General features: G+C 74.6%; 19 protein-coding genes. 5 read left to right on the plus strand and 14 right to left on the minus strand.

Features of this window, described 5'->3' with window-relative positions:
* Positions 1-13: 13 nt before the first annotated feature.
* Positions 14-1,558, plus strand: coding sequence for a nitrogen regulation protein NR(I) (gene ntrC, locus H4F90_RS03285; protein WP_182661438.1), 1,545 nt, complete (start codon positions 14-16; stop codon positions 1,556-1,558).
* Positions 1,559-1,638: 80 nt separating this feature from the next.
* Positions 1,639-2,784 carry a glycerophosphodiester phosphodiesterase gene (locus H4F90_RS03290; protein ID WP_182661440.1) on the plus strand — a complete coding sequence of 382 codons (1,146 nt, stop codon included), beginning with the start codon at positions 1,639-1,641 and terminating at the stop codon, positions 2,782-2,784.
* A 79-nt stretch (positions 2,785-2,863) separates the two neighbouring features.
* Here the strand turns inward: H4F90_RS03290 and xth are convergent, their stop codons facing one another.
* The 12 genes from xth to H4F90_RS15730 all read right to left on the minus strand — a co-directional run bounded on the left by xth (position 2,864) and on the right by H4F90_RS15730 (position 17,566).
* The gene (xth, locus tag H4F90_RS03295) at positions 2,864-3,655 is read right to left on the minus strand and encodes an exodeoxyribonuclease III (RefSeq protein ID WP_182662998.1); all 792 of its coding nucleotides are present in this window, start codon (positions 3,653-3,655) and stop codon (positions 2,864-2,866) included.
* 87 nt (positions 3,656-3,742) lie between these two features.
* Positions 3,743-4,024 carry a DUF427 domain-containing protein gene (locus H4F90_RS03300; protein WP_182661442.1) on the minus strand — a complete coding sequence of 94 codons (282 nt, stop codon included), beginning with the start codon at positions 4,022-4,024 and terminating at the stop codon, positions 3,743-3,745.
* Between the two features lie 91 nt (positions 4,025-4,115).
* Positions 4,116-7,544, minus strand: coding sequence for an error-prone DNA polymerase (locus H4F90_RS03305; RefSeq protein WP_182661443.1), 3,429 nt, complete (start codon positions 7,542-7,544; stop codon positions 4,116-4,118).
* A 6-nt stretch (positions 7,545-7,550) separates the two neighbouring features.
* Positions 7,551-8,951, minus strand: a complete 1,401-nt coding sequence (locus H4F90_RS03310; RefSeq protein ID WP_182661445.1) for a DNA polymerase Y subunit UmuC family protein — start codon at positions 8,949-8,951, stop codon at positions 7,551-7,553.
* A gap of 30 nt (positions 8,952-8,981) precedes the next feature.
* The gene (locus tag H4F90_RS03315; protein ID WP_182661447.1) at positions 8,982-9,758 is read right to left on the minus strand and encodes a hypothetical protein; all 777 of its coding nucleotides are present in this window, start codon (positions 9,756-9,758) and stop codon (positions 8,982-8,984) included.
* Positions 9,759-9,870: 112 nt separating this feature from the next.
* A complete protein-coding gene (locus H4F90_RS03320; protein WP_182661449.1) occupies positions 9,871-10,434 on the minus strand; it encodes a dihydrofolate reductase in 564 nt (187 codons plus the stop codon).
* Between the two features lie 7 nt (positions 10,435-10,441).
* Positions 10,442-11,272 (minus strand): thymidylate synthase, encoded by an 831-nt coding sequence (locus H4F90_RS03325; RefSeq protein ID WP_182661451.1) that lies wholly within the window; start codon positions 11,270-11,272, stop codon positions 10,442-10,444.
* Positions 11,273-11,282: 10 nt separating this feature from the next.
* On the minus strand, positions 11,283-11,597 hold the full coding sequence (locus H4F90_RS03330) for a CcdB family protein (RefSeq protein ID WP_182661453.1): 315 nt from the start codon (positions 11,595-11,597) through the stop codon (positions 11,283-11,285).
* Between the two features lies 1 nt (position 11,598).
* The gene (locus H4F90_RS03335; RefSeq protein WP_235971930.1) at positions 11,599-11,868 is read right to left on the minus strand and encodes a type II toxin-antitoxin system CcdA family antitoxin; all 270 of its coding nucleotides are present in this window, start codon (positions 11,866-11,868) and stop codon (positions 11,599-11,601) included.
* A 71-nt stretch (positions 11,869-11,939) separates the two neighbouring features.
* Positions 11,940-13,748, minus strand: coding sequence for an ABC transporter transmembrane domain-containing protein (locus H4F90_RS03340; RefSeq protein ID WP_182661457.1), 1,809 nt, complete (start codon positions 13,746-13,748; stop codon positions 11,940-11,942).
* Between the two features lie 78 nt (positions 13,749-13,826).
* Positions 13,827-14,969: a lipocalin-like domain-containing protein gene (locus H4F90_RS03345; RefSeq protein WP_235972022.1), complete on the minus strand. Its 1,143-nt coding sequence runs from the start codon at positions 14,967-14,969 to the stop codon at positions 13,827-13,829.
* Complete coding sequence (locus H4F90_RS15730; RefSeq protein WP_182661459.1) at positions 14,966-17,566, minus strand: ABC transporter permease; 2,601 nt, start codon at positions 17,564-17,566, stop codon at positions 14,966-14,968. Before H4F90_RS15730 ends, H4F90_RS03345 begins: the two co-directional genes overlap by 4 nt.
* Before the next feature lie 244 nt (positions 17,567-17,810).
* Here H4F90_RS15730 and H4F90_RS03355 point away from each other — a divergent pair, with 244 nt between their 5' ends.
* Positions 17,811-19,577 (plus strand): hypothetical protein, encoded by a 1,767-nt coding sequence (locus H4F90_RS03355; RefSeq protein WP_182661461.1) that lies wholly within the window; start codon positions 17,811-17,813, stop codon positions 19,575-19,577.
* Positions 19,578-19,652: 75 nt separating this feature from the next.
* On the opposite strand, the gene H4F90_RS03360 is transcribed toward H4F90_RS03355, so the two are convergent.
* Together H4F90_RS03360 and H4F90_RS03365 are read right to left on the minus strand one after the other, a co-directional pair.
* A complete protein-coding gene (locus H4F90_RS03360) occupies positions 19,653-20,342 on the minus strand; it encodes an ABC transporter ATP-binding protein (RefSeq protein WP_407926153.1) in 690 nt (229 codons plus the stop codon).
* A complete protein-coding gene (locus H4F90_RS03365; protein ID WP_182661463.1) occupies positions 20,339-21,142 on the minus strand; it encodes a sulfurtransferase in 804 nt (267 codons plus the stop codon). The genes H4F90_RS03360 and H4F90_RS03365 overlap by 4 nt, the downstream gene beginning before the upstream one ends.
* A gap of 131 nt (positions 21,143-21,273) precedes the next feature.
* Between H4F90_RS03365 and dnaE the strand changes: the two genes are divergently transcribed.
* Together dnaE and H4F90_RS03375 are read left to right on the plus strand one after the other, a co-directional pair.
* On the plus strand, positions 21,274-24,921 hold the full coding sequence (gene dnaE, locus H4F90_RS03370) for a DNA polymerase III subunit alpha (RefSeq protein WP_182661465.1): 3,648 nt from the start codon (positions 21,274-21,276) through the stop codon (positions 24,919-24,921).
* Positions 24,922-25,016: 95 nt separating this feature from the next.
* Positions 25,017-26,279, plus strand: coding sequence for a patatin-like phospholipase family protein (locus H4F90_RS03375; RefSeq protein ID WP_182661467.1), 1,263 nt, complete (start codon positions 25,017-25,019; stop codon positions 26,277-26,279).
* The last annotated feature ends 83 nt before the right edge of the window (positions 26,280-26,362 follow it).

The raw sequence follows: 26,362 nt of genomic DNA on the forward strand, positions 1-26,362 counted from the left end.
ACCGAGCGCCTTCATGAAACCCATCTGGATCGTTGACGACGACCAATCCATCCGCTTCGTGCTGGAGAAGGCCCTGATGCGCGACGAGCTGCCGGTGCGCAGCTTCTCGAACCCGCGGGATGTCATCGCGGCGCTGGATGCGGAGGACCTGCCCCAGGTGCTCGTCAGCGACATCCGCATGCCCGGCGGTTCCGGCCTGGACCTGCTGGCCCATGTCAAGGAGCGCCTGCCCGGCCTGCCGGTCATCGTGATGACGGCCTACTCCGACCTGGACAGTGCGGTCAGCGCCTTCCAGGGCGGTGCCTTCGAATACCTGCCCAAGCCCTTCGACCTGCCCAAGGCCGTCGAGCTGATCCGCCGCGCCGTCGATGAAAGCCTGCGCGAGGATGTGGCCGACGAACGCATGGCGCAGATGCCCGAGATGCTCGGCCAGGCCCCGGCCATGCAGGACGTGTTCCGCGCGATCGGCCGCCTCAGCCAGAGCAATGTGACCGTGCTGATCACCGGCGAGAGCGGCTCCGGCAAGGAGCTGGTTGCCCGGGCGCTGCACAAGCACAGCCCGCGCGCCAACGGCCCCTTCGTCGCGATCAACACCGCCGCCATTCCCAAGGACCTGCTGGAGAGCGAGCTCTTCGGCCACGAGCGCGGCGCCTTCACCGGTGCGCAGACCACGCGCCGCGGCCGCTTCGAGCAGGCCGATGGCGGCACGCTCTTCCTCGACGAAATCGGCGACATGCCCTTCGACCTGCAGACCCGTCTGCTGCGGGTGCTGTCGGACGGCCAGTTCTACCGCGTCGGCGGCCACAACCCGATGCGCAGCAATGTCCGGGTGATCGCGGCGACCCACCAGAACCTGGAGGATCGGGTCAAGCAGGGCGTGTTCCGCGAAGACCTGTTCCACCGCCTGAACGTGATCCGCCTGCGTCTGCCCGCGCTGCGCGAGCGCCGCGAGGACGTGCCGGCCCTGGCCCGCTACTTCCTGCAGAAGAGTGCGAAGGAGCTCGGCATCGAGGCCAAGCGCATCGCCGAACCGGCGCTGGCGCGACTGGCCGCCTTCGACTTCCCGGGCAACGTCCGCCAGCTCGAGAACATCTGCCACTGGCTGACCGTGATGGCGCCGGCCCAGGTCATCGACGTGAAGGACTTGCCGCCCGAGCTGATGGGCCTGGTCCAGTCGCCGCCCGCGCGTGCGTCGCTGCCGCCGGCCCCTTCGCTCGGGGATGGCCCGGCGCCGGTCGAATCGCCGGCCCTGGCCGAGACCCTGCCGCCGACCGTCGTTCCGGCCCCCAGCCCCTTCCCGGCCTTCCCCGGCCCCGGCGGCGGCCCTTCCGGCCTGGGCGCCGGCCCCTGGCTGCACGATCTGGAGCGCGAGGCCCGCGCCATGCTGCAGGCGGGCATCCCCGAGGTCTGGGACACGCTCACCCGCAAGTTCGAGGCGCAGCTCATCCACGCCGCGCTCGACATCACGCGCGGCCGCCGCATCGAGGCCGCGCACAAGCTCGGTATCGGCCGCAACACCATCACGCGCAAGATCCAGGAGCTGGGGCTCGACGACTGAGCCCGGGCCGGGCAGGGCGTCACAGCCCTGCCACGGCGCCGGGATGGAATGCCGGGATTCGTCCACGGCTTTCCACCCCCATGCGCCTGACTGCCCCCTTCAGCCTGCTCCTGATGACCGCCCTTCTTCAAGCCTGTGGCGGGGGGGACGACCCGGCCCTGCGCACGCTCGATGGCCAGACGCCCCTCGTCATCGGCCACCGCGGCGCCTCCGGCGAGCGGCCCGAGCACACGCTGGAGAGCTACCGCCTCGCGATCGAGCAGGGCGCCGACTTCATCGAGCCCGACCTCGTGCTGACGCAGGACGGCGCGATGGTGGCCCGCCACGAGCCCATGCTCGACAGCACCACCGACGTCGCCAGCAAGTTCCCGGCCTCGCGCATGCGCACGAAGAACGTGGACGGCGTACCGACCACCGCCTACTTCGCCAGCGACTTCACCCTGGCCGAGCTCAAGACCCTGCGCGCCGTGCAGCCGCGCGCCAGCCGCCCGCAGGGCTTCAACGGCCTCTACGAGATCCCGACGATCGAAGAGATCATCACGCTCGCCAAGACCGAGGGCGCCCGCCTTGGCCGCACGATCGGCATCTATCCCGAGATCAAGCACTCCACCTTCCATGCGGTGGAAGCCGGCTTCGGCGCCAACACCTTCGAGGACAAGCTCCTCACGCTCCTGCACCTGGCCTATGGCAACACCGCCAGCGCGCCGGTCTACATCCAGTCCTTCGAGGTCGCGAACCTGCAGTACCTCAACGGCCGGACCCAGCTGCGCCTGATCCAGCTGATCGATGCCGACGACGTGAAGGATGACGGCAGCCTGTCCCTGGTCGCGCCCTACCGCCAGCCCTACGACTTCGTCGTGCGCGGTGATGTCCGCACCTTTGCCGACCTGCTGACCCCCGGCGGCCTGGACTTCGTCAAGACCTACGCCGATGGCATCGGCCCCTGGAAGCCCTACCTCGTCCGCACCGTCAACGACGGGGTCGACCGCAATGGCGACGGCGTGGTCGATGGGCGCGACCGCCGCGTCGAGGGCAGCACCGGCGTCGTCGAAGCCGCCCACGCCCGCGGCCTGCGCGTGCATCCCTACACCTTCCGTGACGACGCCGGCATCTACGGCTTCAAGGACGGCCGGGCCGAGATCGACTACTTCTTCAAGCTCGGCGTCGACGGCCTGTTCACCGACTTCCCGGCCACCGGCGTGGCCGCCCGAAACGCCTTGCGCTGACCGGCCTGCGGGCCGGGATGCAGGTGCCGGGCGCCTGCATCCCGCGGTGGGTGGGGCCCAGCCAAGCTGCGCCGCCCGCTCAGCCCAACGCGTCGGCCAGCGTCACCACCACCGGCGCGTGGTCGCTGGGCCGCTCCAGCTTGCGCGGCGCCTTGTCGATCACGCAGGCGCTGGCGCGCGGCCGCAGCGCCGGGCTCAGCAGGATGTGGTCGATGCGCAGGCCCTGGTTCTTGCGGAAGGCCAGGTTGCGGTAATCCCACCAGCTCCAGCTCTTGGCCGGCTGCTCGAAGAGACGGAAGGCGTCCACCAGCCCCAGGTCCAGCAGGCCCTGGAAGGCCGCGCGCTCCTCGGGCGTGCAGTGGATCTGGCCGGCCCAGGCCGCCGGGTCGTGCACGTCGGCATCGGTCGGCGCGATGTTGAAGTCGCCCATCAGCAGCAGCCGCGGGTGGGCGGCCAGCTCGGCGCGCAGCCAGTCGTGCAGCGCAGCCAGCCAGGCGCGCTTGTAGACGAACTTCTCGCTGTCCGGGGCCTGCCCGTTGGGGAAGTAGGCGCCGATCACCCGCAGCGGCGCCCCGTCGGCATCGTCCAGCGTGCCGGCAATCACCCGCGCCTGCTCGTCGGCAAAGCCGGGAATGTTGCGCTGCACCTCCCGCACCGGGCCACGGCTGAGCAGGGCGACACCGTTGTAGGTCTTCTGGCCGAAGAAGGCGACCTGGTAGCCGGCCGCCTCGATCTCCGCCGCCGGGAACTTGTCGTCCGTCAGCTTGGTTTCCTGCAGCACCAGGGCATCCACCGGCGTGGCGGCCAGCCAGTCCAGCAGGTGCGGCAGGCGCACGTTCAAGGAGTTGACGTTCCAGGTCGCGAATTGCATCGGCACGGTCACAGGCTCAGGCAGGGGCGGGGCGGGGCGGGGCGGGGCGGGGCGGGGCGCCCGATCATGCCAGCGCCCGGCCGGCGCTCACTCGATCACCTGCACGCCCTTCCAGAAGGCCACCCGTCCGCGGATGGCTTCGGCGGCCTCCTTGGGCTCGGGGTAGGTCCAGACGGCGTCGGGGTTGACCTCGCCGTCGACGAAGAGGCTCAGGTAGCGCGCCTCGCCCTTCCACGAGCAGGTGCTGCGCGTGTTGCTGGGCAGGGTGTAGGCCGGGTTCAGCGCCGCGGCGGGGAAGTAGTGGTTGCCTTCGATCACGACCGTGTCGGGGCTTTCGGCGATGACGACGCCTTTCCAGAGGGCTTTCATGCGGGGCGGTCCTGGGGAGGGGAAGAGGGCCGTCAGTCTCGGTGATCTCGGGGATCCCGGCGACCGGCCCCTCGCGGCGGCCTGCGGCGGTTCAGCGGAAGTTGCGCGCGGGGGCCTGCAGCGCGCCCAGCCAGTCGCTCAGGTCCAGCAGGTGCCGCGCACGCAGCTGGCCGACGCCGTGCCTGAGCTGCCAGCGGCCGGCCACGGCCAGCAGCCGGGCCTGCAGCAGCGGCGTGCGCTGGCGTTCGCGCAGGCGGCGGTCGACGATGACCTGGGTGCAGCCGGTCTCGTCCTCCAGGCTCAGGAAGACGGTGCCCCCGGCGGTGCCGGGCGCCTGGCGCATCAGCACCAGGCCGCAGGCCCAGGTGGGCTGATCGTCGGCCAGGCCGGCCAGTTCGCGGGCGCTGCGCAGGCCGCGCGCGGCCAGGCGCGGGCGCAGCAGGGCCAGGGGGTGGCGGCGCAGGGACAGGCCGAGCCGGGCATGGTCCTGGGCGATGGCCTCGGCCTCGGGCATCGGGGGCAGGGGCGGCGGCGCGTCGGCAGCGGCGGCCAGGCCGTCCAGGGCCAGCGGGGCGCCGGGGGCGCTGGCGGCCCAGAGCTGCTGGCGGCGCGGCCCGGCCAGGCAGCGCAGGGCGTCGGCCCGGGCCAGGGCCTGCAGGGCCGGGCGGCCCAGGCCGCTGCGGCGGCGCAGATCCTCCAGGTCGCGGAAGGGGCCGCCAGCCCGGCGGGCTTCGACCAGGGCCTGCGCGTCCGCCCGGCCCAGGCTCGCCACCTGGCGCAGGCCCAGGCGCACGGCGGGCTGGCCGGGGCGGCCGCGGTCGGGCCAGGCGGGGCCTTCGACGGGGGCGCTCTCGGCCGGGCCGGGCAGCTCGCCTTCGGGCGGCTCCAGCCGGCAGTCCCAGTCGCTGTGCTGCACGTCGACCGGACGCACGACCACGCCGTGGCGGCGCGCGTCCTGCACGAGCTGGGCGGGGGCGTAGAAGCCCAGGGGCTGGGCGTCCAGCACGGCGGCCAGGTAGATCGCCGGTTCATGGCACTTCAGCCAGGCGCTGAGGTAGGCCAGCAGCGCGAAGCTGGTGGCATGGCTTTCCGGGAAGCCGTATTCGCCGAAGCCCTCGATCTGGCGGAAGAGCTGCTCGGCGAAGTCGCGCGCATAGCCGCGCGCCGTCATGCCCTCGACGATGCGGGCGTGGAAGTGGCCCACGCCGCCCTTGCGCCGCCAGGCGGCCATGGCGCGGCGCAGCTGGTCGGCTTCGCCGCCGCTGAAGCCGGCGGCGATCATGCACAGCTGCATGACCTGCTCCTGGAAGATCGGCACGCCCAGGGTGCGGCCCAGGGCGTCCTCCAGCGCGGGGTAGGGGCTGCGTGCCGGCTCCAGGCCCTGCTTGCGGCGCAGGTAGGGGTGCACCATGCCGCCCTGGATCGGCCCGGGCCGGACGATGGCCACCTGCACCACCAGCTCGTAGAAGCAGGCCGGCCGCAGCCGCGGCAGCATGGCCTGCTGGGCGCGGCTCTCGATCTGGAAGAGGCCCACCGTGTCGGCGCGCTGGATCATGGCGTAGGTGGCCGGGTCCTCGCGCGGGAGGTCGGCCAGCGTCCAGGGCCGCGGCCCTTCGGGCGAGGCCAGGGGGCCACGCCAGGCCGTCAGGCCGTCCAGCGCGCGCCGCAGCAGACTCAGCATGCCCAGGGCCAGCACGTCCACCTTCAGCAGGCCCAGGGCTTCGAGGTCGTCCTTGTCCCACTGGATCACGCTGCGGCGCTCCATCGCGGCCGGTTCGATCGGCACCAGCCGCGTCAGCCGCCCGCGCGCGATCACCATGCCGCCGCTGTGCTGCGACAGGTGGCGCGGAAAGCCGATCAGCTGCTGCACCAGTCCCTGCAAGCGCTGCAGGCCGGGCGCATCCGGCGGCAGGCCCAGCTCGGCCAGGCGCTGCGGCAGGGTTTCGGGCGCGTCGAAGCCCTGCAGGCTGGCGGCCAGGCGCTCGATGGTCTCCGGCGCGAAGCCCAGCGCCTGGCCCACCTCGCGCACCGCGCCGCGCACGCGGTAGGTGCTGAGCGCGGCGGCCATCGCGCAGCGCTGGCGGCCGTACTTGGCGTAGAGGTACTGGATGACCTCCTCGCGGCGCTCGTGCTCGAAGTCCACGTCGATGTCGGGCGGCTCGTCGCGCTCGGCGCTGATGAAGCGCTCGAAGAGCAGGGTCGCGGTCTGCGGGTCGACCTCGGTGATGCCCAGGCAGTAGCAGACGGCCGAGTTCGCCGCCGAGCCCCGGCCCTGGCACAGGATGCCGCGCCCGCGCGCGAAGACCACCGCGTCATGCACGGTCAGGAAGAAGGGCTCGTAGGCCTTCAGGGCGATCAGGGCCAGCTCGCGCTCGATCTGCGCGGCCACCGCGGCGGGCACACCCTGCGGGTAGCGCCGCGCGGCGCCGGCCGCCGTCAGCGCGCGCAGGTGGCTGGCCGGGCTGTGGCCGGGCGGCACCAGCTCGTCGGGGTACTCGTAGCGCAGCTCGCTCAGCGAGAAGCGGCAGCGCTGCGCGAAGGCCAGCGCCGCCGCCTGCCAGGCCGGGCGGAAGAGGGCGGCGCGGCTGAGCGCGTCGCGCAGGTGCTGCTCGGCATTGGGCGCCAGCGCGCGGCCGCAATCGGCCAGCGGGCGGCCCAGGCGGATGGCGCTCAGCGTGTCCTGCAGGGGCTTGCGCGCGCGGCGGTGCATCAGCACGTCGCCGGCCGGCAGCAGCGGCAGGCCGCTGGCGGCGGCCACCGCCTCCAGGGCGGCGATGCGGGCCTCGTCCTCGCCCAGGCGCAGCAGCACCAGGCCGATGCCGACCCGCGGCGGCTCGCCCGGCAGCGCCGGGAAGTGCCGCGCCAGCCACTGCGCCTGGGCCCGCCACAGCGGCAGCGGCTCGGGCAGGGGCCCGGCCGGGCGGTCCGGCAGGTCCCCGTCCGCGGGCTCGGACGCTTCGGGCGGCGGCGGGGCCGCGCCCTCGGGCAGCCAGACGATCAGGCAGCCCGGCAGGCCCGGGCGCAGGCCGGTGTCGGGCGGCGGCTGCAGCAGGTCCTGCGGATGCAGGCGGTAGCGGCCCTTGCTGCAGCGGCCGCGGCCCAGGCTGATCAGCTCGGCCAGGTCGCCATAGCCCTCGCGGTCGCGGGCCAGCAGCACCAGGCGCAGCGGGGCCGGGGGCAGGCCGTCCAGGGCCTGCGGGCCGGGCTCCAGGGTGAAGAGGCTGCCGCACAGCAGCTGCAGCGGCCGGCCGGCCAGGCGCTGGCGGCGGGTCTCCTCGTGCGCGCGGACGATGCCGGCCAGCGAGCACTCGTCGCTCAGCGCCAGCGCGGCATAGCCGAGCTCGGCGGCGCGGGCCACCAGCTCCTCGGGGTGCGAGGCGCCGGTCAGGAAGCTGAAGTTGCTGCGGCAGACCAGCTCGACCGGCGGCACGGGACCGGCCGCGTCCCCCGCCGCGCCGGGTGGTGCCGTCTCCCGCGGCAGGCCGGTGGCGGCCGCCCAGGCCGGGTCGATCGCGTCCATGGCGCCTCAGCCGAACCAGCCGTGGAGGAACCAGCCGCCGGCCTGGCCCGGACGGTCGGGGCGGCGGAAGACCCAGCGCCAGCGCTGGTCGGCGCCCAGGGCGGGCTGGTAGTCGCGCCGCTCGCCCGGGCTGTCGAACCAGCCGGCCTCCAGGCGCTCGGCCCGGCCCAGCAGGCGCAGCGGCGCGCCGTCATGCCAGGGCTGGCCGCGGGCGTCGCAGGGCAGGGGTTCGGGCTGCGCCAGCAGCCACAGCGGGCGCGGGCCGGGCGGGACCGGCCGGGGGCCGGGGCGGCCCGTGCCCGCCGGGCTCTGGGCCCGGGCGGGCCGTTCACGCTGCGCGCGCTCGGGCCGGTGGTCGTCGCAGGCGTCCAGCTCGCGCAGCGGGCCGGGGCCCAGGCGCGCGTTCAGGCGGTCGATCAGCTCGGCGCGGCGGCGCAGGTCCTGCTCGGGGCCGGGCCAGAGCTGGCCCTCGCCGACGTCCTCGGCCGTGCTGCCCAGCAGGTCCAGCCGCAGGGCGCGCACGGCGGCCGGCAGGCGGCAGCGTGCGAGCTTCTCGCCCATCAAGGCGGCCAGGCGTTCGGGGCGATGCTCGGCCTGGGCCAGGTCCAGGTGCAGCACGGTGTCGGGCTGCGCTTCGCGGCGCTGCGGATGCGCCAGCCGCAGCATCAGCCGGCTGGCCTGGCGGCGGCGCGGCTGCAGCCAGGCCGCCAGCGCGGCCCAGGCCGGGGCCAGGGCGGCGGCCAGGGCGTCCAGCCGGTCCTCGTGCGCCGGCAGTTCCAGCCGCCAGTGCCAGGGGGCTTCGGGCAGCCAGAGCTCGGGCAGCTCGGGCGCCTCGCCCCAGGCGCGGTCCAGCGCGCGCAGCAGGCCGGGCCCGAAGCGGGCCTGCAGGCCGCCACGCGGCAGGCGGCGCAGCGCGCCGAGGGTGTCGCAGCCCAGGGCCTCGGCCAGCGGCTGCCAGGCTGTGGCCTCGCCCGGCTCGGCCGGCCAGGCGCCTTGCAGGGCCGGCAGCAGCTGGATCGGCAGGGCGGCCAGCCGCTGCTGCAGCCGGTGGCGCTGCAGCAGCCGGCGCGGCCCCGTCGGGGCCTGGGCCAGCAGCCAGGCGCCGGTGGCGGTGGGTGCCAGACCCCAGCGGCCGCGTCCGGGCCAGGCGCCGCCGCCCGGCCCGGCGGCCTGCCGGCCGGCATCGGCCAGGCGCCGCAGCAGCGTGCGCAGCCCGCCGAAGAGGCGCAGCGTGGGCGCCAGGTCCAGCAGCAGGCCCTCCTCGCGCAGCACGATGCGCGCGCTGAAGGCCGACAGGCGCCACGCCAGGGCCTGCACGGCCTCGGCCATGGCGGCCGGGTCCTGCGGCGGCTGCAAGCCGGACCGGCCGGGCAGCCAGAGCGCCAGCCACAGTGGCGGACGGGACAAGGGGGGTGGCATGGCCTGCGGTGGCGACGCTCAGACCACGCCCAGCCGCCGCGGACCGGTGCTGTGCGGCAGCGGCCGCGGCGCCGGCACGGGCCGGGGGGCGGCCGGGCCCAGCGGCTGCAGCCGCGCTGCGCCCAGGCGCAGGGGATGCGGGCGGGGCAGGTGCAGCAGGCGGTCCAGTGGCGGGCCCTGGCGCTTGAGCAGGCGCAGCGTCAGCGCCGGCCCGGCCACGGGGTCCAGCTGCAGGCGCAGGGGCGCCGGGCTGGCCTGCGCGGCCACCGCCTGCGGCCGCAGCAGCACCAGCAGGCTGGCCGGCGAGGCCTGGGCCGCGCGTTGCAGGCGCCGCAGGCTCAGGGCCGGCAGGGCTTGCAGGCACCACCAGACGATGGCCAGCGCCAGGCCGCTGCGCAGGGCCTGCTCCACGGCCCAGGCCGTGTCGGCCGCCCGGGCTTCACGCAGCAACAGCAGCGGCAGCTCGGCCAGGCCCAGGGCGGCCAGCCCGTCGTGCTGCAGGCCGTGCGGCGGATCCACCCACAGCAGCCCCGCCGCCCCGGGCTGGGCCTGGTGCTGCCGCAGCAGGGGGGCCAGCACGCCGAGCTCGCCGCTGGCCGGGGCGGGGATCAGCAGCTCGCTCAGCACCCCCAGGGGCCAGCCCCGCCCGGGCAGCACCGCATCCAGCCCGGACAGCCCGCTCGGGCAGGTGGCCCCGCTGGCCGCCGCCAGGCGGTCGGCCCGCCACAGGCCGTCCAGACGCGGCAGGGCGTCGGCCGGGCCGGTGGCCCGGGGCGGGGAAGCGGGCGAGAACATATGTGTATTTGTACAGCATATGGGTCTCGCCCGATGAGCCTGGGGCGGGCCGGGGGACGGGGGCGGAAGGGCTTGCCCCGGCCGCCCGGCGCAGCGTCTCCGGCGGCGGCCTTCAGCCCGGGGCGCGCCGCCGGTAGCTCACGAAGGCATGCGCCAGCGGGGCGTCGGCGGCGCCGGCCTCGCGCTGGGTCTCGACGAAGGCCTCGCGCGGCCAGGCGGGGAAGCGGGTGTCGGCGTCCGGCACGTCCAGCGCGATCTCGGTCAGCACCAGGCCATCGGCCCGGGGCAGGGCTTCGGCATAGAGCTGGCCGCCGCCGATGAGGAAGACGCGCAGCGGCGCCTGCGGCGGCAGGCCGCGGGCGCGGGCGTCGGCCGCAGCCCAGTCGCCGGCCTGCTGCAGCGCGGTGTCCAGCGAGGTGGCGGCGTGGGCGCCGGGGGCCTGCCAGGCCGGGTTGCGGCTGACGACCCAGTTCGGCCGGCCGGGCAGGGGGCGGAAGCGCGCGGGCAGGCTGTCCCAGGTCTTGCGGCCCATGAGGACCGGGCAGCCCAGGGTGACGCGGCGGAAGTGGGCCAGGTCCTGCGGCAGGTGCCAGGGCATGCTGCCGTCACGGCCGATGGCGCCGTCGCGGGCGACGGCGGCGATCAGCCAGAGCTCGGGGCGGACGCTCGGGGTCATGCCGGCCTCACACCGCCACGGGGGCCTTCAGCGCCGGGTGGTGCTGGTAGCCGACGATCTCGAAATCCTCGAAGACGTGGTCGAAGATCGAAGCCGGCCGGCGCCGCAGCGCCAGGGTCGGCAGTGGGTAGGGCGTGCGCTCCAGCTGCGTCCGCACCTGGCTCAGGTGGTTGCTGTAGAGGTGGCAGTCGCCACCGGTCCAGATGAAGTCGCCCACGTCCAGGTCGGCCTGGGCGGCCATCAGGTGGGTCAGCAGGGCGTAGCTGGCGATGTTGAAGGGCACGCCCAGAAAGAGATCCGCGCTGCGCTGGTACATCTGGCAGCTCAGGCGGCCGCGGCCGCCGTCCACGCCGGGGGCGACGTAGAACTGGAAGAAGGCGTGGCAGGGCATGAGGGCCATCTTCGGCAGCTCGGCCACGTTCCACGCGCTCACCAGGTTGCGGCGGGAGTTGGGATCCTCCCGGAGCAGGCGCAGGGCCTCGGTGATCTGGTCGATGGTGCCGCCGTCCCGGCTCGGCCAGGAGCGCCACTGCACGCCGTAGACGGGCCCCAGGTCGCCGTCCGGCGCCGCCCATTCGTCCCAGATCGTCACGCCGCGTTCCTGCAGCCAGCGGGCGTTGCCGTCGCCGCGCAGGAACCACAGCAGCTCCAGCGCGATGGACTTGAAGTGCACCTTCTTCGTCGTGATCAGCGGGAAGCCGGCCGACAGGTCGAAGCGCATCTGGTGCCCGAAGACCGACAGGGTGCCGGTGCCGGTGCGGTCGCCCTTGGCCACGCCGTGGGTGAGCACATGGCGCAGCAGGTCTTCGTAGGGGGTGGGGAGGGGGGTCGGGCTCACGGAGAGGCTTTCAATACGCGCCGAACAGCGTGTCCAGCGCGGTCTGGATTGGCTCGCGTTGCGCGCGCAGGCTGCCGACGCGCTCGCGCAGCCAGCCCTGCGGCACGGCGGCCAGGGCGGCGGTGTCCAGCACCAGGCTTTCTCCCTCGACCTCCAGCAGCGGGTGCAGTCGGTCGGCGCGCGGGCCGAAGTGGCGCGTCGGGCGCAGGGGGATCACCACCCGCGTCGCCAGGCCGTCGATGTGCTCGTTCTGCACGTCAAGCAGGAAGGGCACCGCCTCGGTTTCGGTCGGATCGGGGTTGCGATAGAGGTCGTAGCGGGCCATTTCAAGCCTCGTCCGACACGCCTCGGGCAAAGCTGCGGTGGCGGACCAGCGGCAGGCCCTCGCGCGCGACGCGGGCGTTGTAGTGGGCGATGGCCTCGCGGTTGTCGTCATTCCAGCGTTGCCAGTACACCCGCTCGACCTCGGCCGCCAGCAGCGCCTCGACCGTGCCCGAGACGTTCATGCCCAGGGCCTTGGCGCGTTCGACCAGCTGCGCATCCAGGCTCAGATTGACCGGGCGCTTGCTGGGGCTGGGGGGCTTGGTCGCTTGCAAGGAGGGCTCCACGTTCGGGGTGCGGCAAGTGTCGCCCATGCGCAGGGATCATGCGCATGGGTGCCCTGGCCTCACCCCACCGCCCCCGCCTCATCGAACTGCACCGCCGCCAGCCGCGCATACAGCGCGCAGCGGCCCAGCAGCTCGGCATGGCGGCCGATGTCGACGATGCGGCCCTGCTCCATCACGACGATGCGGTCGGCATGCTGCACGGTGGACAGGCGGTGGGCGATGACGAGCGTGGTGCGGCCGCGCATGGCCTCGGTCAGCGCAGCCTGCACGGCGCGTTCGCTCTCGGTGTCGAGCGCGCTGGTGGCTTCGTCGAGCAGCAGCAGCGGCGCGTTCTTCAGGATGGCGCGGGCGATCGCGATGCGCTGGCGCTGGCCGCCCGAGAGGCGCACGCCGCGCTCGCCCAGGTAGGTGGCATAGCCCTCGGGCAGCGCGCGCAGGAAGCCGTCGGCCTGGGCGGCGGTGGCAGCGGCCAGCACCTCGGCCTCGCTGGCATCGGGCCGGCCGTAGCGGATGTTCTCCAGCGCGCTGGTGGAGAACACGGTCGAGTCCTGCGGCACCAGGCCGATGCGGCTGCGCAGCTCGCCCAGGCGCAGCCGGGCGATGGGCACGCCGTCGAGCTCGATGCGGCCCTGCTGCGGCTCGTAGAAGCGCAGCAGCAGCTGGAACAGCGTGCTCTTGCCGGCCCCGCTGGGACCGACCAGGGCCACGGTCTCGCCCGAGCGCACGCTGAGGCTGAAGCCGTCCAGCGCCAGGGTGTCGGGCCGCGAGGGGTAGGCAAAGCGCAGGCCTTCGAGCCGCAGGGCGACGCCGGCCGGGTCGCGTGCGGGCAGGGCCTGGGCCTCGCGCGGCTCCTGGATGGGCGAGACGCCGTGCAGCAGCTCCAGCAGCCTTTCGCTGGCGCCGGCCGCGCGCAGCAGGTCGCCCCAGACCTCGGCCAGCACGGCCACGGAGCCGACGAAGATGATCACGTAGACGATGGTCTGGCCCAGGTGGCCGGCCGTGATCTCGCCGCGCACCACGGCCTGGGTGCCCTGGTACAGGCCCCAGAGCAGGGCCGCGAAGGTGGCCGCGATGATGAAGGCCACCAGCACCGCGCGCAGGCGGCTGCGCTTGACGGCGGTGCCGAAGGCGCGTTCGGTCGAATCGTCGAAGCGGCTGGCCTCGCGCGCCTCCTGGCCGTGCGCCTGCACGACCGGGATGGCACCCAGCACCTCGGCGGCGATCGCGCTGCTGTCGGCCACGCGGTCCTGGCTGGCGCGGGAGAGGCGCCGCACCTTGCGCCCGGCCCAGATCGCCGGCAGCACCACGCCCACCAGGATGCCCAGCACCTGCGCCATCACCACCGGGTTGGTGACGATGAGCATGGCCAGGGCGCCCAGGCCCATCACCGTGTTGCGCAGGCCCATGGACAGGCTGGAGCCGACCAGGGTCTGGACCAGCGTCGTGTCGGTGGTCAGGCGCGAGAGCACCTCGCCGACCTGGGTCGATTCGAAGAACTGGGGGCTTTGCTTCAGCACATGGCGGTAGACGGCATTGCGCAGGTCGGCCGTCACGCGTTCGCCGATCCAGCTGACCATGTAGAAGCGTGCAGCCGAGAACACCGCCAGCGCCACGCCCACGCCGAACAGGGCCAGGAAGTGGCCGCGCAGCGCGAACAGGCGCTCGCCCGGGTCCGCGGCGATGAAGCCCTGGTCGACCAGGGCCTTGAGCGCCACCGGAAAGGCCAGGGTGCTGGCCGCGGCCAGCACCAGGAAGAGTGCGGCCAGCAGCACCCGGCCGCGGTAGGGGCGGAAGAAGGGCAGCAGGCCGCGCAGCGGGCTGAGACGGCGGCCGGCGGCGTTGGGGGAGGCGGGGGATGCGGGGCTCATGCGTGCGGGGAGGCGCCCCGGGCAGCGGGGCGCCGGCAGTGTAGGAGGCGGGGCGACGGCCCGCCCGGCCGCGCCAGCTCACAGCTTCAGCGCGGCGGCGTAGCCCGTCATCTCCAGGTAGCCGCGGCCGACCGGCCGGCCGCCGGCCTCGAACAGGTCCGACAGCCCCTCCCAGTAGACGGCGCCGGTGGAGGCGCGGCCGTCCAGCTCCTGCGCATCGAGCCGGGCGCGCAAGGTGTGGCGGCCGGCGGGGCTCTCGATCGTCCAGGTGACCGGGTAGCGGGCTCCGCTCGCCGGGCTGCGCCAGAGCCGGCCGGGGTGGAAGCGAAGCTCGCCCGGCGCGAAGGCGCGGGCCTCGGTCGCGCCGGCCGGCCGGTGGCTGCCGCCGGCCCACAGCGTGCTGCCGTCGGCACGGCGCAGGCGGAACACGGTCAGCGCGCCGCCGTCGTGCAGGTTGATGCCGGCCCAGTCCCAACCGACGGCCTCGGGGTGCAGCAGGGCCTCGCTCCATTCATGGTCCAGCCAGGCGCGGCCGCTGAGCGTGTGGCGGCGGCCGTCGACCTGCAGCTCGCCGTGGACCTGGAGCTGCGGCTCGCTCAGGTAGAGGCTGGCCTGCTCGGGGTCCGGCCCCTTGCGCGACCAGCCGCGCTCGCCCTGGAAGAGCACCGGCTGCGTGCTCTCGCAGCGCAGCCGCGCGCGCATGCCGCCCGCCGACCATTCGGCCAGGTAGTGGTGGCCCGGTCCCTCGACCGGCCGGCCGGGGGCGACCACGCGCAGCAGGCGCCAGTCGCGCAGGTGGACGCGGGTGTCGTCCTCGGCCGCCTCGGCGGCACCGAAGCCGCTGCGGGCCACGGCCTCGGCATGGCGCAGGCCGGGCCCGCCGGGCGGCGTGAGGGCAGCGTGGGCCGACAGGATCTGCCGCGCCGCGAAGCGGCTGGGATGGTCGGCCGGCGCCGGCCCGCGGCGGCGGAAGAAGGTGAGCTGGAAGCCCCAGGGGGCCGGGTCGTCGAGCGGCTGCGCGCCCCGGCCGAGCCAGCCGGTCAGGTACCACCACTCGGTGCGCCAGGCGGGATGGGCGCCGTGGTCGCGCGGCAGGCGCAGCGGCAGGCTGGTGTGCAGCGGCGGCACCGCGGCCCCGGCGGCCCGGCCGGTCGGCGGCACGCCCAGGACCAGCCCGCCCAGGCCCAGCAGCATCGGGCGGCGTGGCAGGCGGGGGCTCATCCCAGGTCCTCGCGCACGGCCCGCACCGGGTCGACCCGCAGGGCGCGCCGGGCCGCGGCCGCGGCCGCGGCGACGGTGGCGGCCAGCACGGCCAGGGCCAGGCCGGCCAGGGGCAGGGGGTCGATCTGCATCGGCAGCGTCCAGTGAAAGCTCTGCGGGTTCACGACGAGGATCAGCACGGCCGCGATCGCCAGGCCCAGGCCCAGGCCCAGCACGATGCCGAGCAGGGCCCAGACCGCCGCCTCGGCCGTCACCAGGGCCAGCAGTTGGCGGCGGCTGAAGCCCAGGTGCAGCAGCAGGCCGAACTCGCGCCGCCGGGCCAGCACCTGGGCCGACAGGCTGGCCGCCACGCCGAACAGGCCGATGCCGATCGCCACGGCCTGCAGCCAGCGGGTGATCGCGAAGCTGCGGTCGAAGATCTCCAGCGAGAGCTGGCGGATGCCGTCGGCGCGCTGCAGCGCCAGGCCCTGGCCGCCCGGCAGGCGGGCGGCCGCAGCGCGCAGGGCCTCGGCCACCGCGTCGGCCGAGGCACCTTCGTCCAGGCTGATCGCCAGGTCCTGCGGCGCGTCCTGCCCGCCCAGGGCCAGGTGGTCGCGGCGGTCGATCACCAGCGCGCCGTGCTGGCGGGCGTAGTCGCGCCAGATGCCGTGCACCCGCAGGGCCACCGGGCGGTGGCGGCCGGCCGCATCGGGCAGGGGCAGGAGCAGGCGATCGCCCGGCTGGCTGCCGTAGAGGCGCGCGAAGGCTTCGCTGACCCAGACGGCCGGCTCGGGCGCGCGGCCCCGCCAGGGCGGGCCGATCAGCGGCAGGGCCTCGTCCGGCCGCTCGGGCAGGCTGCGGGCGATCAGCGTCACCGCCGGCCGTGCCGGATCCAGCTGCAGGGGCAGGCTTTGCAGGGTGTCGACCCGGCGCACGCCGGGCAGGGCGGCAGCGGCTTCGCGCAGGCCGGGCGGCAGCGGGGGCGTCTCGCCGGCCACGGGTGCCAGGCGGGCGTAGAGCGCGGCGGGCAGCACCGCATCCAGCCAGTCGCTCACCGCGCCGCGGAAGCTGCCCACCATCACCGTCAGCGCCACCGACAGTGCCAGGCTGGCGACCACGCCGGCCACCACCACCGTGGCCTGCTGGCGCTGCCGCCGCGCGCGCGCCAGGGCCAGGCCGAGCAGGGTGTGCCAGCCGGCCGCCGCCGGCGCACGCCTCGGGCCCTGCGCCCAGGCCGGCGCGGGCAGCCGCCGGGCCAGGCCCGGCACGCAGGCGATGCCGCCCAGCAACATCAGCGCGATGCCCAGGTAGGCGCCCAGCGGCAGCCCGTCGAGCGGCGGCAGCAGGCTCAGCAGCAGACCGGCCGGCAGCAGCAGGGGGTCGGCCCAGGCGCGCAGGCGGCCGGGCCCGGGGCCGTCCAGCGTCGCCACGCCCTTGAGCACCTGGGTCGGGGTCAGGTGCTCGGCCGCGCGTGCGGGCCCCCAGCCGCCGACCAGGGCCGCGCCCAGGCCCAGCGTGCCGTGCACCAGCGTGGCCCCCAGGCCCACCCGCAGGCCGGGGCCCTGTTCGGCAGCGGCCGGGAAGTAGCCGCCGCCCAGGTCGCCGCCCAGCAGGCGCAGCGCCAGCCAGGCCAGGCCGGCCCCCAGCAGCAGGCCGGCGACGCTGCCGAAACCGCCGATCAGCGCCGACTCCGCCAGTACCAGCTGCCGCCGCAGCGCCGCCGGCACGCCGAGCACCCCCAGCAGGGCCAGTTGCGGCAGGCGCTGCGCCACTGCCAGGGCCAGCACCGCATGGACCAGGAAGGCGCCGGTGAACAGCGCGATGCCGGCCAGCACCGTCAGATTGACCCGGTAGGCCCGCGAGGCGCCGGCCAGGCGGCTGGTCCGGTCGGCCGCGCTCTGCAGTTGCAGGCCGGCCTCGGGTGGATGGCGTTGCTGCCAGTCGCGCCGGAAGGCTTCGCGGTCCACGCCCTCGGCCAGGCGCAGCTCGATGCGGCTGAGCCGGCCCAGCCGGCCGGCCAGGGGCTGCAGGCCCGCCAGGTCCATCACGGCCAGCGGTGGGCCGGCATCGGCGAAGTCGCCTGCCACCGCCAGGTCCAGGGCGCGGCCCTCGGGTCCGGCCAGGCGCAGCGTCGAGCCGGCCGCCCGGCCCAGGGCCTGCTGGGCGGAAGCATTCAGGAAGATCAGGCCGGGGTCGAGGGCGGCGAGGGGCTCGCGATCCTGCGGGCGGGGGAGCAGCGTGGGCGCCAGCGAAGCCGCGGCCAGCGCATCCAGGCCCAGCACCCGAAGCGCGGGCTGGCCCGGCCCGGCCGCTTGCAGCCGCGCCTCCAGCAGGGGCAGGGCCTGGGCGACCGTGGGCAAGGCCAGCAGCTCGGTCAGCACGCCTTCGTCGAAGTCGCCGGCGGCGGCCTGCAGCACCCAGTCGGGCGCGGCATCGGCCCGCCGGCCGGCGGACTCGAAGGCGTCGAGCGCCGAGCCGTGGATCAGATGCACGGCAAAGGCCAGCGCCACCCCCAGCGCCACCGCCAACGCCGCCAGCCCCTGCCGCAGGCGCTGCGCCCGCCAGACCGGGTGGGAGACCGTGCGCAGCAAGGTCGTCAGGGCAGGGCGGGCAGACATCGGCGCGATTGTCGAAGCCCGATCGACCGGGCGCGGCTTCGAGGGGCATGGACCGGCCGTGGACACCGTGCCACGGCCGGCCACCCGCTTGAGGGGGGCGGGCTGCCATTCCATGACGTTTGCTGACGTCAGAAACGACTGCACACACACCCACACCGCCTTGGGGCGTCCGGGCCGCTAGCCTGCGGCTCGCGTGAGGGTTCGCCCTTGCCCAAGATCCCGATTCCCCCGTGCAGGAGCCTTCATGAATTCAAGCCAGCCCGAGCCGACTGCGGCCTTCGTTGCGGACGCAACGTCCACGACCGTGGCACCCGTCGAGCTGGGTACGGTCGCCGCCGCTGCCCCCACGAACCCCGAGATCCCGGTTGCCGTGATGCGCCAGGGAGGCGTCGTGAACGTGCCGCGCGGCCAGGCCCTGCTGGCCGGCGATCGGGTGGTGACGGGTGCCGAGGCGGTCGAGGTGCTGGTGCCCAACGGTCCGGGCAATCGCCAGGCGCTGGTGAAGGTTGCGCCGAACTCCGAGGTCATCGTCCGCCCGGCGGCGGTCGATCCCGATGCGCCGCCGGCCGACCTGCTGGTCGTGGCCGGGGATGCCGCCTTCGTCGAGATCGTCGATCCGGCCGGTGAGCCGATCGTCATGCTGAAGAAGAGCAGCTCGGCCGTGGCCGGGGCGGCCGGCTTCTTCGACGATGCCGCCGGGGCGGGCCTGCTGGCCGCGGCCCTGCTCGGCGGCGGCCTGGCCGCTGCGGCCGCGCTCGACGATGACGACGACAACGACAACCCGCCGCCCCCGCCGCCGCCCGCGCCGCTGCCGTCCACGCTGACCTCCGGCGTCGACCGCACCGTCGAAGGCGTGACGGGCGTCGTCTCCGGCCTGCTGGGTGGCCTGCTGGGCGCCGAGACCGCCGCGGCCCTCGATCCGCTGCTCGGCAACGTCAATGGCCAGCTCGACGCGATCACCTCGCAGCTCGACGCCCTCCTGCTCGGCCCCGAGCTGAACGGCGGCGGTGCGCTGGACCAGGTCGACGGCCTGGTGGCCAGCCTGACCCCCACCCTGGACCTGCTGGGCGGCGATGCCGTCTCCAGCACGGTCAACCACCTGGTGGACCACCTGACCGATCTGGTCGGGGACCTGGTCGGCACCGATGTGCTGGCCGGCCACAGCACCGAGACGGTCGCCGGCCTGCTCGACACGGTCGATCTGCTCGCGGCCGACCTGCTGACCGACGTCGGCGGCCTGCTGGGCGACGACACGCTGCTGGCCGAGGCCCTGGTGCCGACGCTCGACACCGTCACCGACCTGGTCGGTGGTCTGCTCAGCCCGGTGACCGACCTGGTCGACGGCCTGCTCGGCGTCGACGGCGGCCTGATCGGTGGCCTGCTGGGCGGCGGCCTGCTCGGGGACAGCCTGCTCGGCGGCGGTCTGCTGGACGGCCTGCTCGGTGGGGATCTGCTGGGCGGCCTGCTCGGCGCCGACGGTCTCCTGGGCGGTTTGCTGGGGGGCGGCACGGGGGGCTTGCTGGGCGGTCTGCCGCTGGTCGGCGACCTGCTGGGCGGTGACCTGCTGAATGGCGGCCTGCTCGATGGCCTGCTCGGTGCCGACGGCCTGGTCGGCGGGCTGCTGGGTGGAGATCTGCTGGGCGGCCTGCTCGGCGGCGATGTGCTGGGCGGCGACCTGCTGGGTGGCGGGCTGCTCGACGGTCTGCTCGGTGCCGACGGCCTGCTCGGCGGCTTGCTGGGGGGAGACCTCTTGGGGGGCCTGCTCGGTGGCGATCTGCTGGGCGGCGACCTGCTGGGTGGTCTGCTCGGCAGCGGCAGCGGCGGTGGCCTGCTCGACGGCTTGCTGGGGCCGGACGGTCTGGTCGGCGGCCTGCTGGGCTCGGAAGGGCTGGCAGGCGGCCTGCTCGGCGGCACCGACGGCCTGCTGTCCGGCGGTCTGGTCAGCTCGCTGCTCGGTGACACCGACACCAGCCTGCTGAACCTGCTGCAGCCGGCGACGACGGCCACCTGATCCGCCACGGCGCAGAGCCTGTCGCAGCGCGCGGGGCCTTCCGGGGCCCTGCACACGGCCCGGCACGGGGCGGCTTCAGCCGCTGCGGCCGGGCCGCAGTCCGTCGGGGTGCAGGCGCAGCACGCGGTCGGCCCGCGCGGCGGCCGCCTCGGCATGGGTGACCAGCAGCACGGCCGTGCCTTCGCGGCGCCGGGCGGCGTCCAGCAGGTCGAGGATGCGGGCGGCGGTGCCCGGGTCCAGGTTGCCGGTCGGTTCGTCGGCCAGCAGCAGCCGGGGCCGGTGCACCAGGGCCCGTGCGATCGCCACCCGCTGCAGCTGCCCGCCCGAAAGCTGGGCCGGCATCCGCCCGCCCAGGCCGTCCAGGCCGGTGGCCTCCAGCATCTCGGCCACCCGGGCGCGGATGCGATCCCCCGCCTGGCCCAGCAACTGCAGCGGCAGGCCGACGTTCTCGGCCACGGTCAGCTGCGGCAGCACGTGGAAGGCCTGGAAGACGAAGCCCAGGCGCTCGCGGCGCAGCCGCGCCCAGCCGGCCTCGTCCAGCCCGCCGAGCTCCTCGCCGTCCAGCCAGAGGCGGCCGGCGTCGATCGGCTCCAGGCCAGCCACCGCATGCAGCAGGGTCGACTTGCCGACGCCCGAATCGCCGACCAGGGCCAGGAACTCGCCGGCTTCCAGCCGCAGCGAGACCTCGCGGAAGACCGGCACCTCGCCATGTCGCTTGGCGAGCGCTTGCAGTTCGAGCAGGGGCCTGGGCGCGGCGTGTGTCACCCGGCCAGTGTCGTCGCGCCGCCGGCAGGCTGCGCCGGCGCGGGCTTTGCCGGCCGCAGCGCCGGGTCGAGCGCGCCGCGTTCGTCGAAGACCACGCAGTCGCCGATCCAGTGCCGGCCGCCGACGGTCTCCAGGTACTGCAGGATGCCGCCCTCAAGCTGAAGCAGGTGCGTCAGGCCCAGCTCGGCACCGAGCAGGGCCGCCTTCTCGCAGCGGATCCCGCCGGTGCAGTAGCTGACCACGGTGGCGTCGCGCAGCGTGTCGGCCGCCGCCGCCAGGGCCTCGGGGAAGGCGCTGAACTTGTCCAGGCGCCAGTCGATCGCGCCGGCAAAGCGGCCGGCGTCGACTTCCCAGGCATTGCGGGTGTCGAGCAGGCGCAGCGGCCGGCCGGCATCGTCGCAGCCGGCGTCGAGCCAGCGGGCCAGGGTCGCGGCATCGACCGCTGGCGCGCGGCCCGCGGCGGGCTGCACGGCCGGCCGGTCCATGCGGATGATCTCGCGCTTGATCTTGACCTTCAGCCGGGCGAAGGGCAGGGCCTCGCTCCAGCTGCGCTTGGCGGGCAGGGCCGCCAGACGGGCATCGATCCGGCCCAGCTGTGCCAGCAGGCCCAGGGCCGCCGCCTCGGGGCCGGCCAGGAAGAGGTTGATGCCTTCGGGCGCAAGCAGCACCGTGCCCCGCAGGCCGGCGGCCTCGGCGGCGGCCCGGATCGCGGCCTGCAGCGCCGGCAGTTCGTCCAGCGGCACGAAGCGATAGGCCGCAAGGTTGAGCACGGCGGCCGGTGGGGCAGGGGCATCGGACATGGGCCGGATTCTAGGAAGAGGGCCTCGCAGGGCCGGGCCGCCCGGGGGCTCCGGTGCCCCTGCCGCAGCCGACCGTGTCCGGTCCGTCTCCGCCGGCCGGACCGCCCAGGGGGCCTTGCTAGGATGCCCCGATGAGCGCCGACCCCAAGCCGACCCCTTTCGTCCACCTGCGCAGCCACACCGAGTTCTCGGTGGTCGACAGCACGCTGCGCATCGGCGATCTGGTGGCCGCCGCTGCGGCCGACGGCCAGCCGGCGCTGGCGGTGACCGATCTCGCCAACCTCTTCGGCGCGATCAAGTTCTACAACAAGGCCCGCAGCAAGGGCGTGCAGCCCCTGCTGGGCGCCGAGGTCTGGCTGGCGCCCGAGGCGGCCGACCGCGTGCCGACCCGCCTGCTGCTGCTGGTCCAGGACGCGCAGGGCTACCGCCATCTCTCCGAGCTGCTCGGCGCGGCTTGGACCGGCGAGCTGCACCGCGGCACCACCCCCTGCCTGACGCTGGACGCGCTGGCCGCCCGCGCCACGGGCCTGATCGCGCTCTCGGGCTTCGACCTCGGCGCGGTCGGCCAAGCCCTGCTGGCCGGTGACGAGGCCCGGGCCGAGGCCCTGGCCCGGCAGCTGGCCGCGATCTTCCCCGGCCGCTATGTGCTGGAGCTGCAGCGCGCCGGCCGGCCGCAGGACGAGCCCCTGGTCCGCGCGACCCTGCCCTTCGCGGCCCGCCTGGGCCTGCCGGTGGTCGCGACCCATCCGATCCAGTTCCTGACGGCCGACGACTTCGAGGCCCACGAGGCCCGCACCTGCATTGCCGAGGGCGAGACCCTGGCCAACCCCAAGCGGCCCAAGCGCTTCACGCCCGAACAGCGCTTCCAGACCACGGCCGAGATGCAGGCCCGCTTCGCCGACCTGCCGCAGGCCCTGGCCAACAGCGTGGCCCTGGCCCGCCGCTGCGCCCTGAGCCTGGTGCTGGGCAAGCCGCAGCTGCCGGACTTCCCGACCCCGCTGCGCCCCGGCCCGGACGGCGTGCCCGTGCCCATGCCCATGGCCGACTACTTCCGCGAGGCCTCGCAAGCCGGGCTGGAGGAGCGTCTGGTCCAGCTCTATCCCGATCCGGCGGCCCGCGAAGCCGCCCGGCCGCGCTACCTGGAGCGGCTGGACTTCGAGATCGGCGTGATCCTGAAGATGGGCTTCCCCGGCTACTTCCTGATCGTGGCCGACTTCATCAACTGGGCCAAGACGCACGACTGCCCGGTCGGGCCGGGCCGCGGTTCGGGCGCCGGCAGCCTGGTGGCCTATGCGCTGAAGATCACCGACCTGGACCCGCTCGCCTACAACCTGCTGTTCGAGCGCTTCCTGAACCCCGACCGGGTCTCGATGCCCGACTTCGACATCGACTTCTGCCAGGGCAACCGCGACCGCGTCATCGACTACGTCAAGCTCAAGTACGGCCGCGATGCGGTCAGCCAGATCGCCACCTTCGGCACCATGGCCGCCAAGGCGGCGCTGCGCGACGTGGGCCGGGTGCTCGGCATGGGCTATGGCCATGTGGACAGCATCGCCAAGCTGGTGCCGGCCCCGCCTGGCAAGACCGTGACCCTGGCCCGCCCCGGCGACAAGCCCGACCCCGGCCTGATCTATGCGCGCAAGGAGGCGCCGGAGATCGAGCAGCGCGAGCAGAAGGAAGAGGAGGTGGCCGAACTGCTGGCCCTGGCCGAGCGGGTGGAGGGCCTGGTCCGCAACATCGGCATGCATGCCGGCGGCGTGCTGATCGCGCCCGGCAAGATCACCGACTTCTGCCCGCTCTACCAGCAGCCCGGCAGCGACAGCGCGGTCAGCCAGTACGACAAGGACGACGTCGAGGCCATCGGCCTGGTGAAGTTCGACTTCCTGGGCCTGGCCACGCTGACCATCCTGGAGCTGGCCCGGAAGTTCATCGTCGCGCGCCACCCCGCGCGCAAGGACTTCAGCTTCGAGACCCTGGCCCTCGACGACCGCGCCACCTACCGCCTGCTCAGCGAGGGCCGGACGGTGGCCGTGTTCCAGCTGGAATCGCGCGGCATGCAGGGCATGCTGCGCGAGGCCAAGCCCAGCGTCTTCGAGGACATCATCGCCCTGGTGGCCCTGTACCGCCCCGGGCCGATGGACCTGATCCCCAGCTTCTGCGCGCGCAAGCACGGTCGCGAGGAGGTCGAGTACCCCCACCCGCTGATGGAGGGCGTGCTCAAGGAGACCTACGGGATCATGGTCTACCAGGAGCAGGTCATGCAGGTGGCGCAGATCGTCGGCGGCTACTCGCTCGGCGGCGCCGACCTGCTGCGCCGGGCCATGGGCAAGAAGAAGCCCGAGGAGATGGCCAAGCACCGGGTCATCTTCGCCGAGGGCGCCGACAAAAAGGGCATCGACGCCGCCAAGGCCAACGAGATCTTCGACCTGATGGAGAAGTTCGCGGGCTACGGCTTCAACAAGTCGCATGCCGCGGCCTACGCCCTGCTGGCCTATCACACGGCCTGGGCCAAGGTGCATCACCCGGCCGAGTTCTTCGCGGCCAACATGACGGTGTCGATCGACGACACCGACAAGCTGAAGATCTTCCACGACGACGCCGTCGCGCAGTTCGGCATCGTCTTCGAGGCGCCGGACATCAACACCGGCACCTGGGGCTTCGAGCCGGTCGATCCGCCGGCCGAGGGCGAGCCGGGCCGCCTGCCGAAGCAGGACGGCGAGGGGTTCAAGGAGCGGGGCCGCGTCCGCTACGCGCTGGGTGCGGTCAAGGGCACGGGGCAGGGCGCGGTCGAGGCCATCGTCGAGGCCCGCGAGGCCGGCGGCCCCTTCCGCAGCTTCTTCGACTTCTGCCGCCGCATCGACCGCCAGCGGGTGAACAAGCGCGCCGTCGAGGCCCTGGTGAAGGCCGGCGCCTTCGACCGCATCACGCCCGAGCGCGCGGCCCTGGTCGCCAGCATCGGCCTGGGCTTCGAGGATGCCGAGGCCCAGGCCCGCCATGCCGACCAGGGCGGCCTCTTCGACTTCGGCGGCGAGGACGTGCATGGCGCTTCCACCCAGGAACCGGCCCTCGTGGCCACCGCGCCCTGGAGCGTGCGCGAGCAGCTGGGCCACGAAAAGACCGCGCTCGGCTTCTACCTGAGCGGCCACCTCTTCGACGAGCATGCCGCCGAGGTGCGGCGCTTCGCGAAGCTGAAGATCGCCGACCTGATCGACAGCCGCGAGCCGCAGCTGCTGGCCGGCATCGTCACCGGCCTGCGGGTCGTCAACGGCCAGCGCGGCCGGGTCGCGATCTTCAGCCTCGACGACCGCAGCGAGACCCTGGAGGCCGTGGCCAACGAGGAGCTGCTCGACGCGAACCGCGAGCTGCTGCGTGACGACGAACTGGTGATCGTGCAGGGCAAGGTGCAGCCCGACCGCTTCAGTGGCGGCCTGCGGCTCAACGTCAACCAGGTCTGGAGCCTGGGCGAGGCGCGCTGCCGCTTCGGCCGGCATGTGAAGTTGGCGCTGGGCCTGGAGGGCGGCGGCCTCGGTCCGGCCGAGCGGACGCTGCTCGACGGCGTGCAGGCCCTGCTGCGCGACTTCCCGCCGCGACGCATCGAGCTGCCCGAAGGCGGCGAGAAGCTGCTCGGCCTGCGCCTGCAGCTGCGGCTGCAGCGGCCCTGGGGCGAGGTCGAGCTGGACCTGGGCGAGGACGCCCGCATCCTGCCCAGCGAGGAGGCCCTGCAGCGCTGCCGCGCCCTGGCCCCGGACGGCGCCCGCCTGGTCTACGAGGCGGGCTGAGGCGGAGGGCGCCGTCCGCGCAAGCCGCGGATGGCACGGCCGCCCGCGGGCATTTCCGGGGCTCTCCCCGGCCCGGCCGGTCGCAAGCTGGCGGCATGGCCCCGGAACCCTCCCATGCCCCGCGGACTGCCCTGCTGCTGACCGGCGGCGGGGCACGCGCCGCCTACCAGGTGGGCGTGCTGCAGGCCCTGGCCCGCATCCGCCGGGACTGCGCTGCGGCGGGCGGGGGCAACCCCTTTCCCATCCTGGTCGGCACCTCGGCCGGGGCCCTCAATGCGGCGGCCCTGGCCAGCCGGGCCGACGACTTCGATGCCGCGGTGGACAGCCTGGGCCGCGTCTGGTCCGGCTTCTCGGCCGAGCAGGTCTACCGCGCCGACGCCTTCGGTGTCATCCGCACCGGCGCACGCTGGCTGACCATGCTGACCGTGGGCTGGGCCATCGCCCGCTGGCGCCGCGCACGGCCGCGTTCCCTGCTCGACAACACGCCGCTGGAGCAGCTGCTGCGCGACTGGATCGACCTGGGTCGGGTCCCGGGGCTGATGGAGGCCGGCCACCTGCATGCCCTGGCGGTCACCGCATCCAGCTACTCGACCGGGACCCACCTGACCTTCGTCCAGGCCCGGCACCCGATCCAGCCCTGGACGCGCTCGCAGCGCCTGGCCGTGGCCAGCCCCATCACCCACCGCCACCTGCTGGCCTCGGCCGCCATCCCCTTCGTCTTCCCGGCCCAGCCGCTGGCGGTGGACGGCCGCGCGCACTGGTGCGGCGACGGCTCCATGCGCCAGGCCGCGCCGATCTCGCCGGCCGTGCACCTGGGGGCCGAACGCATCCTGGTGATCGGCGCGGGCCGCATGCACGAAGCGGCCGCCCGCCCGCCCAGCGGCGACGACGGTGCCTACCCCAGCCTGGCCCAGGTGGCCGGCCATGCCCTGTCCAACATCTTCCTGGATGCGCTGGCGGTGGATATCGAGCGCCTGGAGCGCATCAACCGCACCCTGGCCCTGCTGCCGGAAAGCGCCCGCGGCCAGACCCATCTGCGGCCGATCGAGGTGCTGGTCATCGCGCCCAGCCAGCGCCTGGACGACCTGGCCGCCCGCCATCTGCAGGCCCTGCCGGCCCCGGTCCGCACCCTGCTGCGCGGGGTCGGCGTCGCCGGGCGGGGCGAGCAGGCCCGTGGCGCGGCCCTGGCCAGCTACCTGCTGTTCGAGTCGGCCTACACCGCGGAGCTGATGGCCCTGGGGACCGCCGACACCCTGGCGCGACGCGACGAGGTGGCGCGCTTCTTCGGCTGGTGCCGGCGCCGGCAGGTCCGCCTTCCCGCCGCCGTTCCGCCGCCGCTGATGGCCGGGGTGGAGTAGCGCCGCGACCCGGCCGCCTTCACCTTGCTTCCCACCGGCCCCGCGCGGCAGCGACATCGGGCTGGCACCATGTCGCCCGGGGC

It is taken from the genome of Aquariibacter albus, assembly GCF_014145335.1.
In the GTDB taxonomy this organism is placed as follows: Bacteria; Pseudomonadota; Gammaproteobacteria; order Burkholderiales; family Burkholderiaceae_C; genus Aquariibacter; species Aquariibacter albus.

Coding starts and splice junctions, on each gene's coding strand:
- ntrC (WP_182661438.1), top strand. CDS start 14: ATGAAACCCATCTGGATCGTTGACGACGACCAATCCATCCGCTTCGTG.
- H4F90_RS03290 (WP_182661440.1), top strand. CDS start 1,639: ATGCGCCTGACTGCCCCCTTCAGCCTGCTCCTGATGACCGCCCTTCTT.
- xth (WP_182662998.1), bottom strand. CDS start 3,655: ATGCAATTCGCGACCTGGAACGTCAACTCCTTGAACGTGCGCCTGCCG.
- H4F90_RS03300 (WP_182661442.1), bottom strand. CDS start 4,024: ATGAAAGCCCTCTGGAAAGGCGTCGTCATCGCCGAAAGCCCCGACACG.
- H4F90_RS03305 (WP_182661443.1), bottom strand. CDS start 7,544: ATGGACGCGATCGACCCGGCCTGGGCGGCCGCCACCGGCCTGCCGCGG.
- H4F90_RS03315 (WP_182661447.1), bottom strand. CDS start 9,758: ATGTTCTCGCCCGCTTCCCCGCCCCGGGCCACCGGCCCGGCCGACGCC.
- H4F90_RS03320 (WP_182661449.1), bottom strand. CDS start 10,434: ATGACCCCGAGCGTCCGCCCCGAGCTCTGGCTGATCGCCGCCGTCGCC.
- H4F90_RS03330 (WP_182661453.1), bottom strand. CDS start 11,597: ATGGCCCGCTACGACCTCTATCGCAACCCCGATCCGACCGAAACCGAG.
- H4F90_RS03340 (WP_182661457.1), bottom strand. CDS start 13,748: ATGAGCCCCGCATCCCCCGCCTCCCCCAACGCCGCCGGCCGCCGTCTC.
- H4F90_RS03345 (WP_235972022.1), bottom strand. CDS start 14,969: ATGAGCCCCCGCCTGCCACGCCGCCCGATGCTGCTGGGCCTGGGCGGG.
- H4F90_RS15730 (WP_182661459.1), bottom strand. CDS start 17,566: ATGTCTGCCCGCCCTGCCCTGACGACCTTGCTGCGCACGGTCTCCCAC.
- H4F90_RS03355 (WP_182661461.1), top strand. CDS start 17,811: ATGAATTCAAGCCAGCCCGAGCCGACTGCGGCCTTCGTTGCGGACGCA.
- H4F90_RS03365 (WP_182661463.1), bottom strand. CDS start 21,142: ATGTCCGATGCCCCTGCCCCACCGGCCGCCGTGCTCAACCTTGCGGCC.
- dnaE (WP_182661465.1), top strand. CDS start 21,274: ATGAGCGCCGACCCCAAGCCGACCCCTTTCGTCCACCTGCGCAGCCAC.
- H4F90_RS03375 (WP_182661467.1), top strand. CDS start 25,017: ATGGCCCCGGAACCCTCCCATGCCCCGCGGACTGCCCTGCTGCTGACC.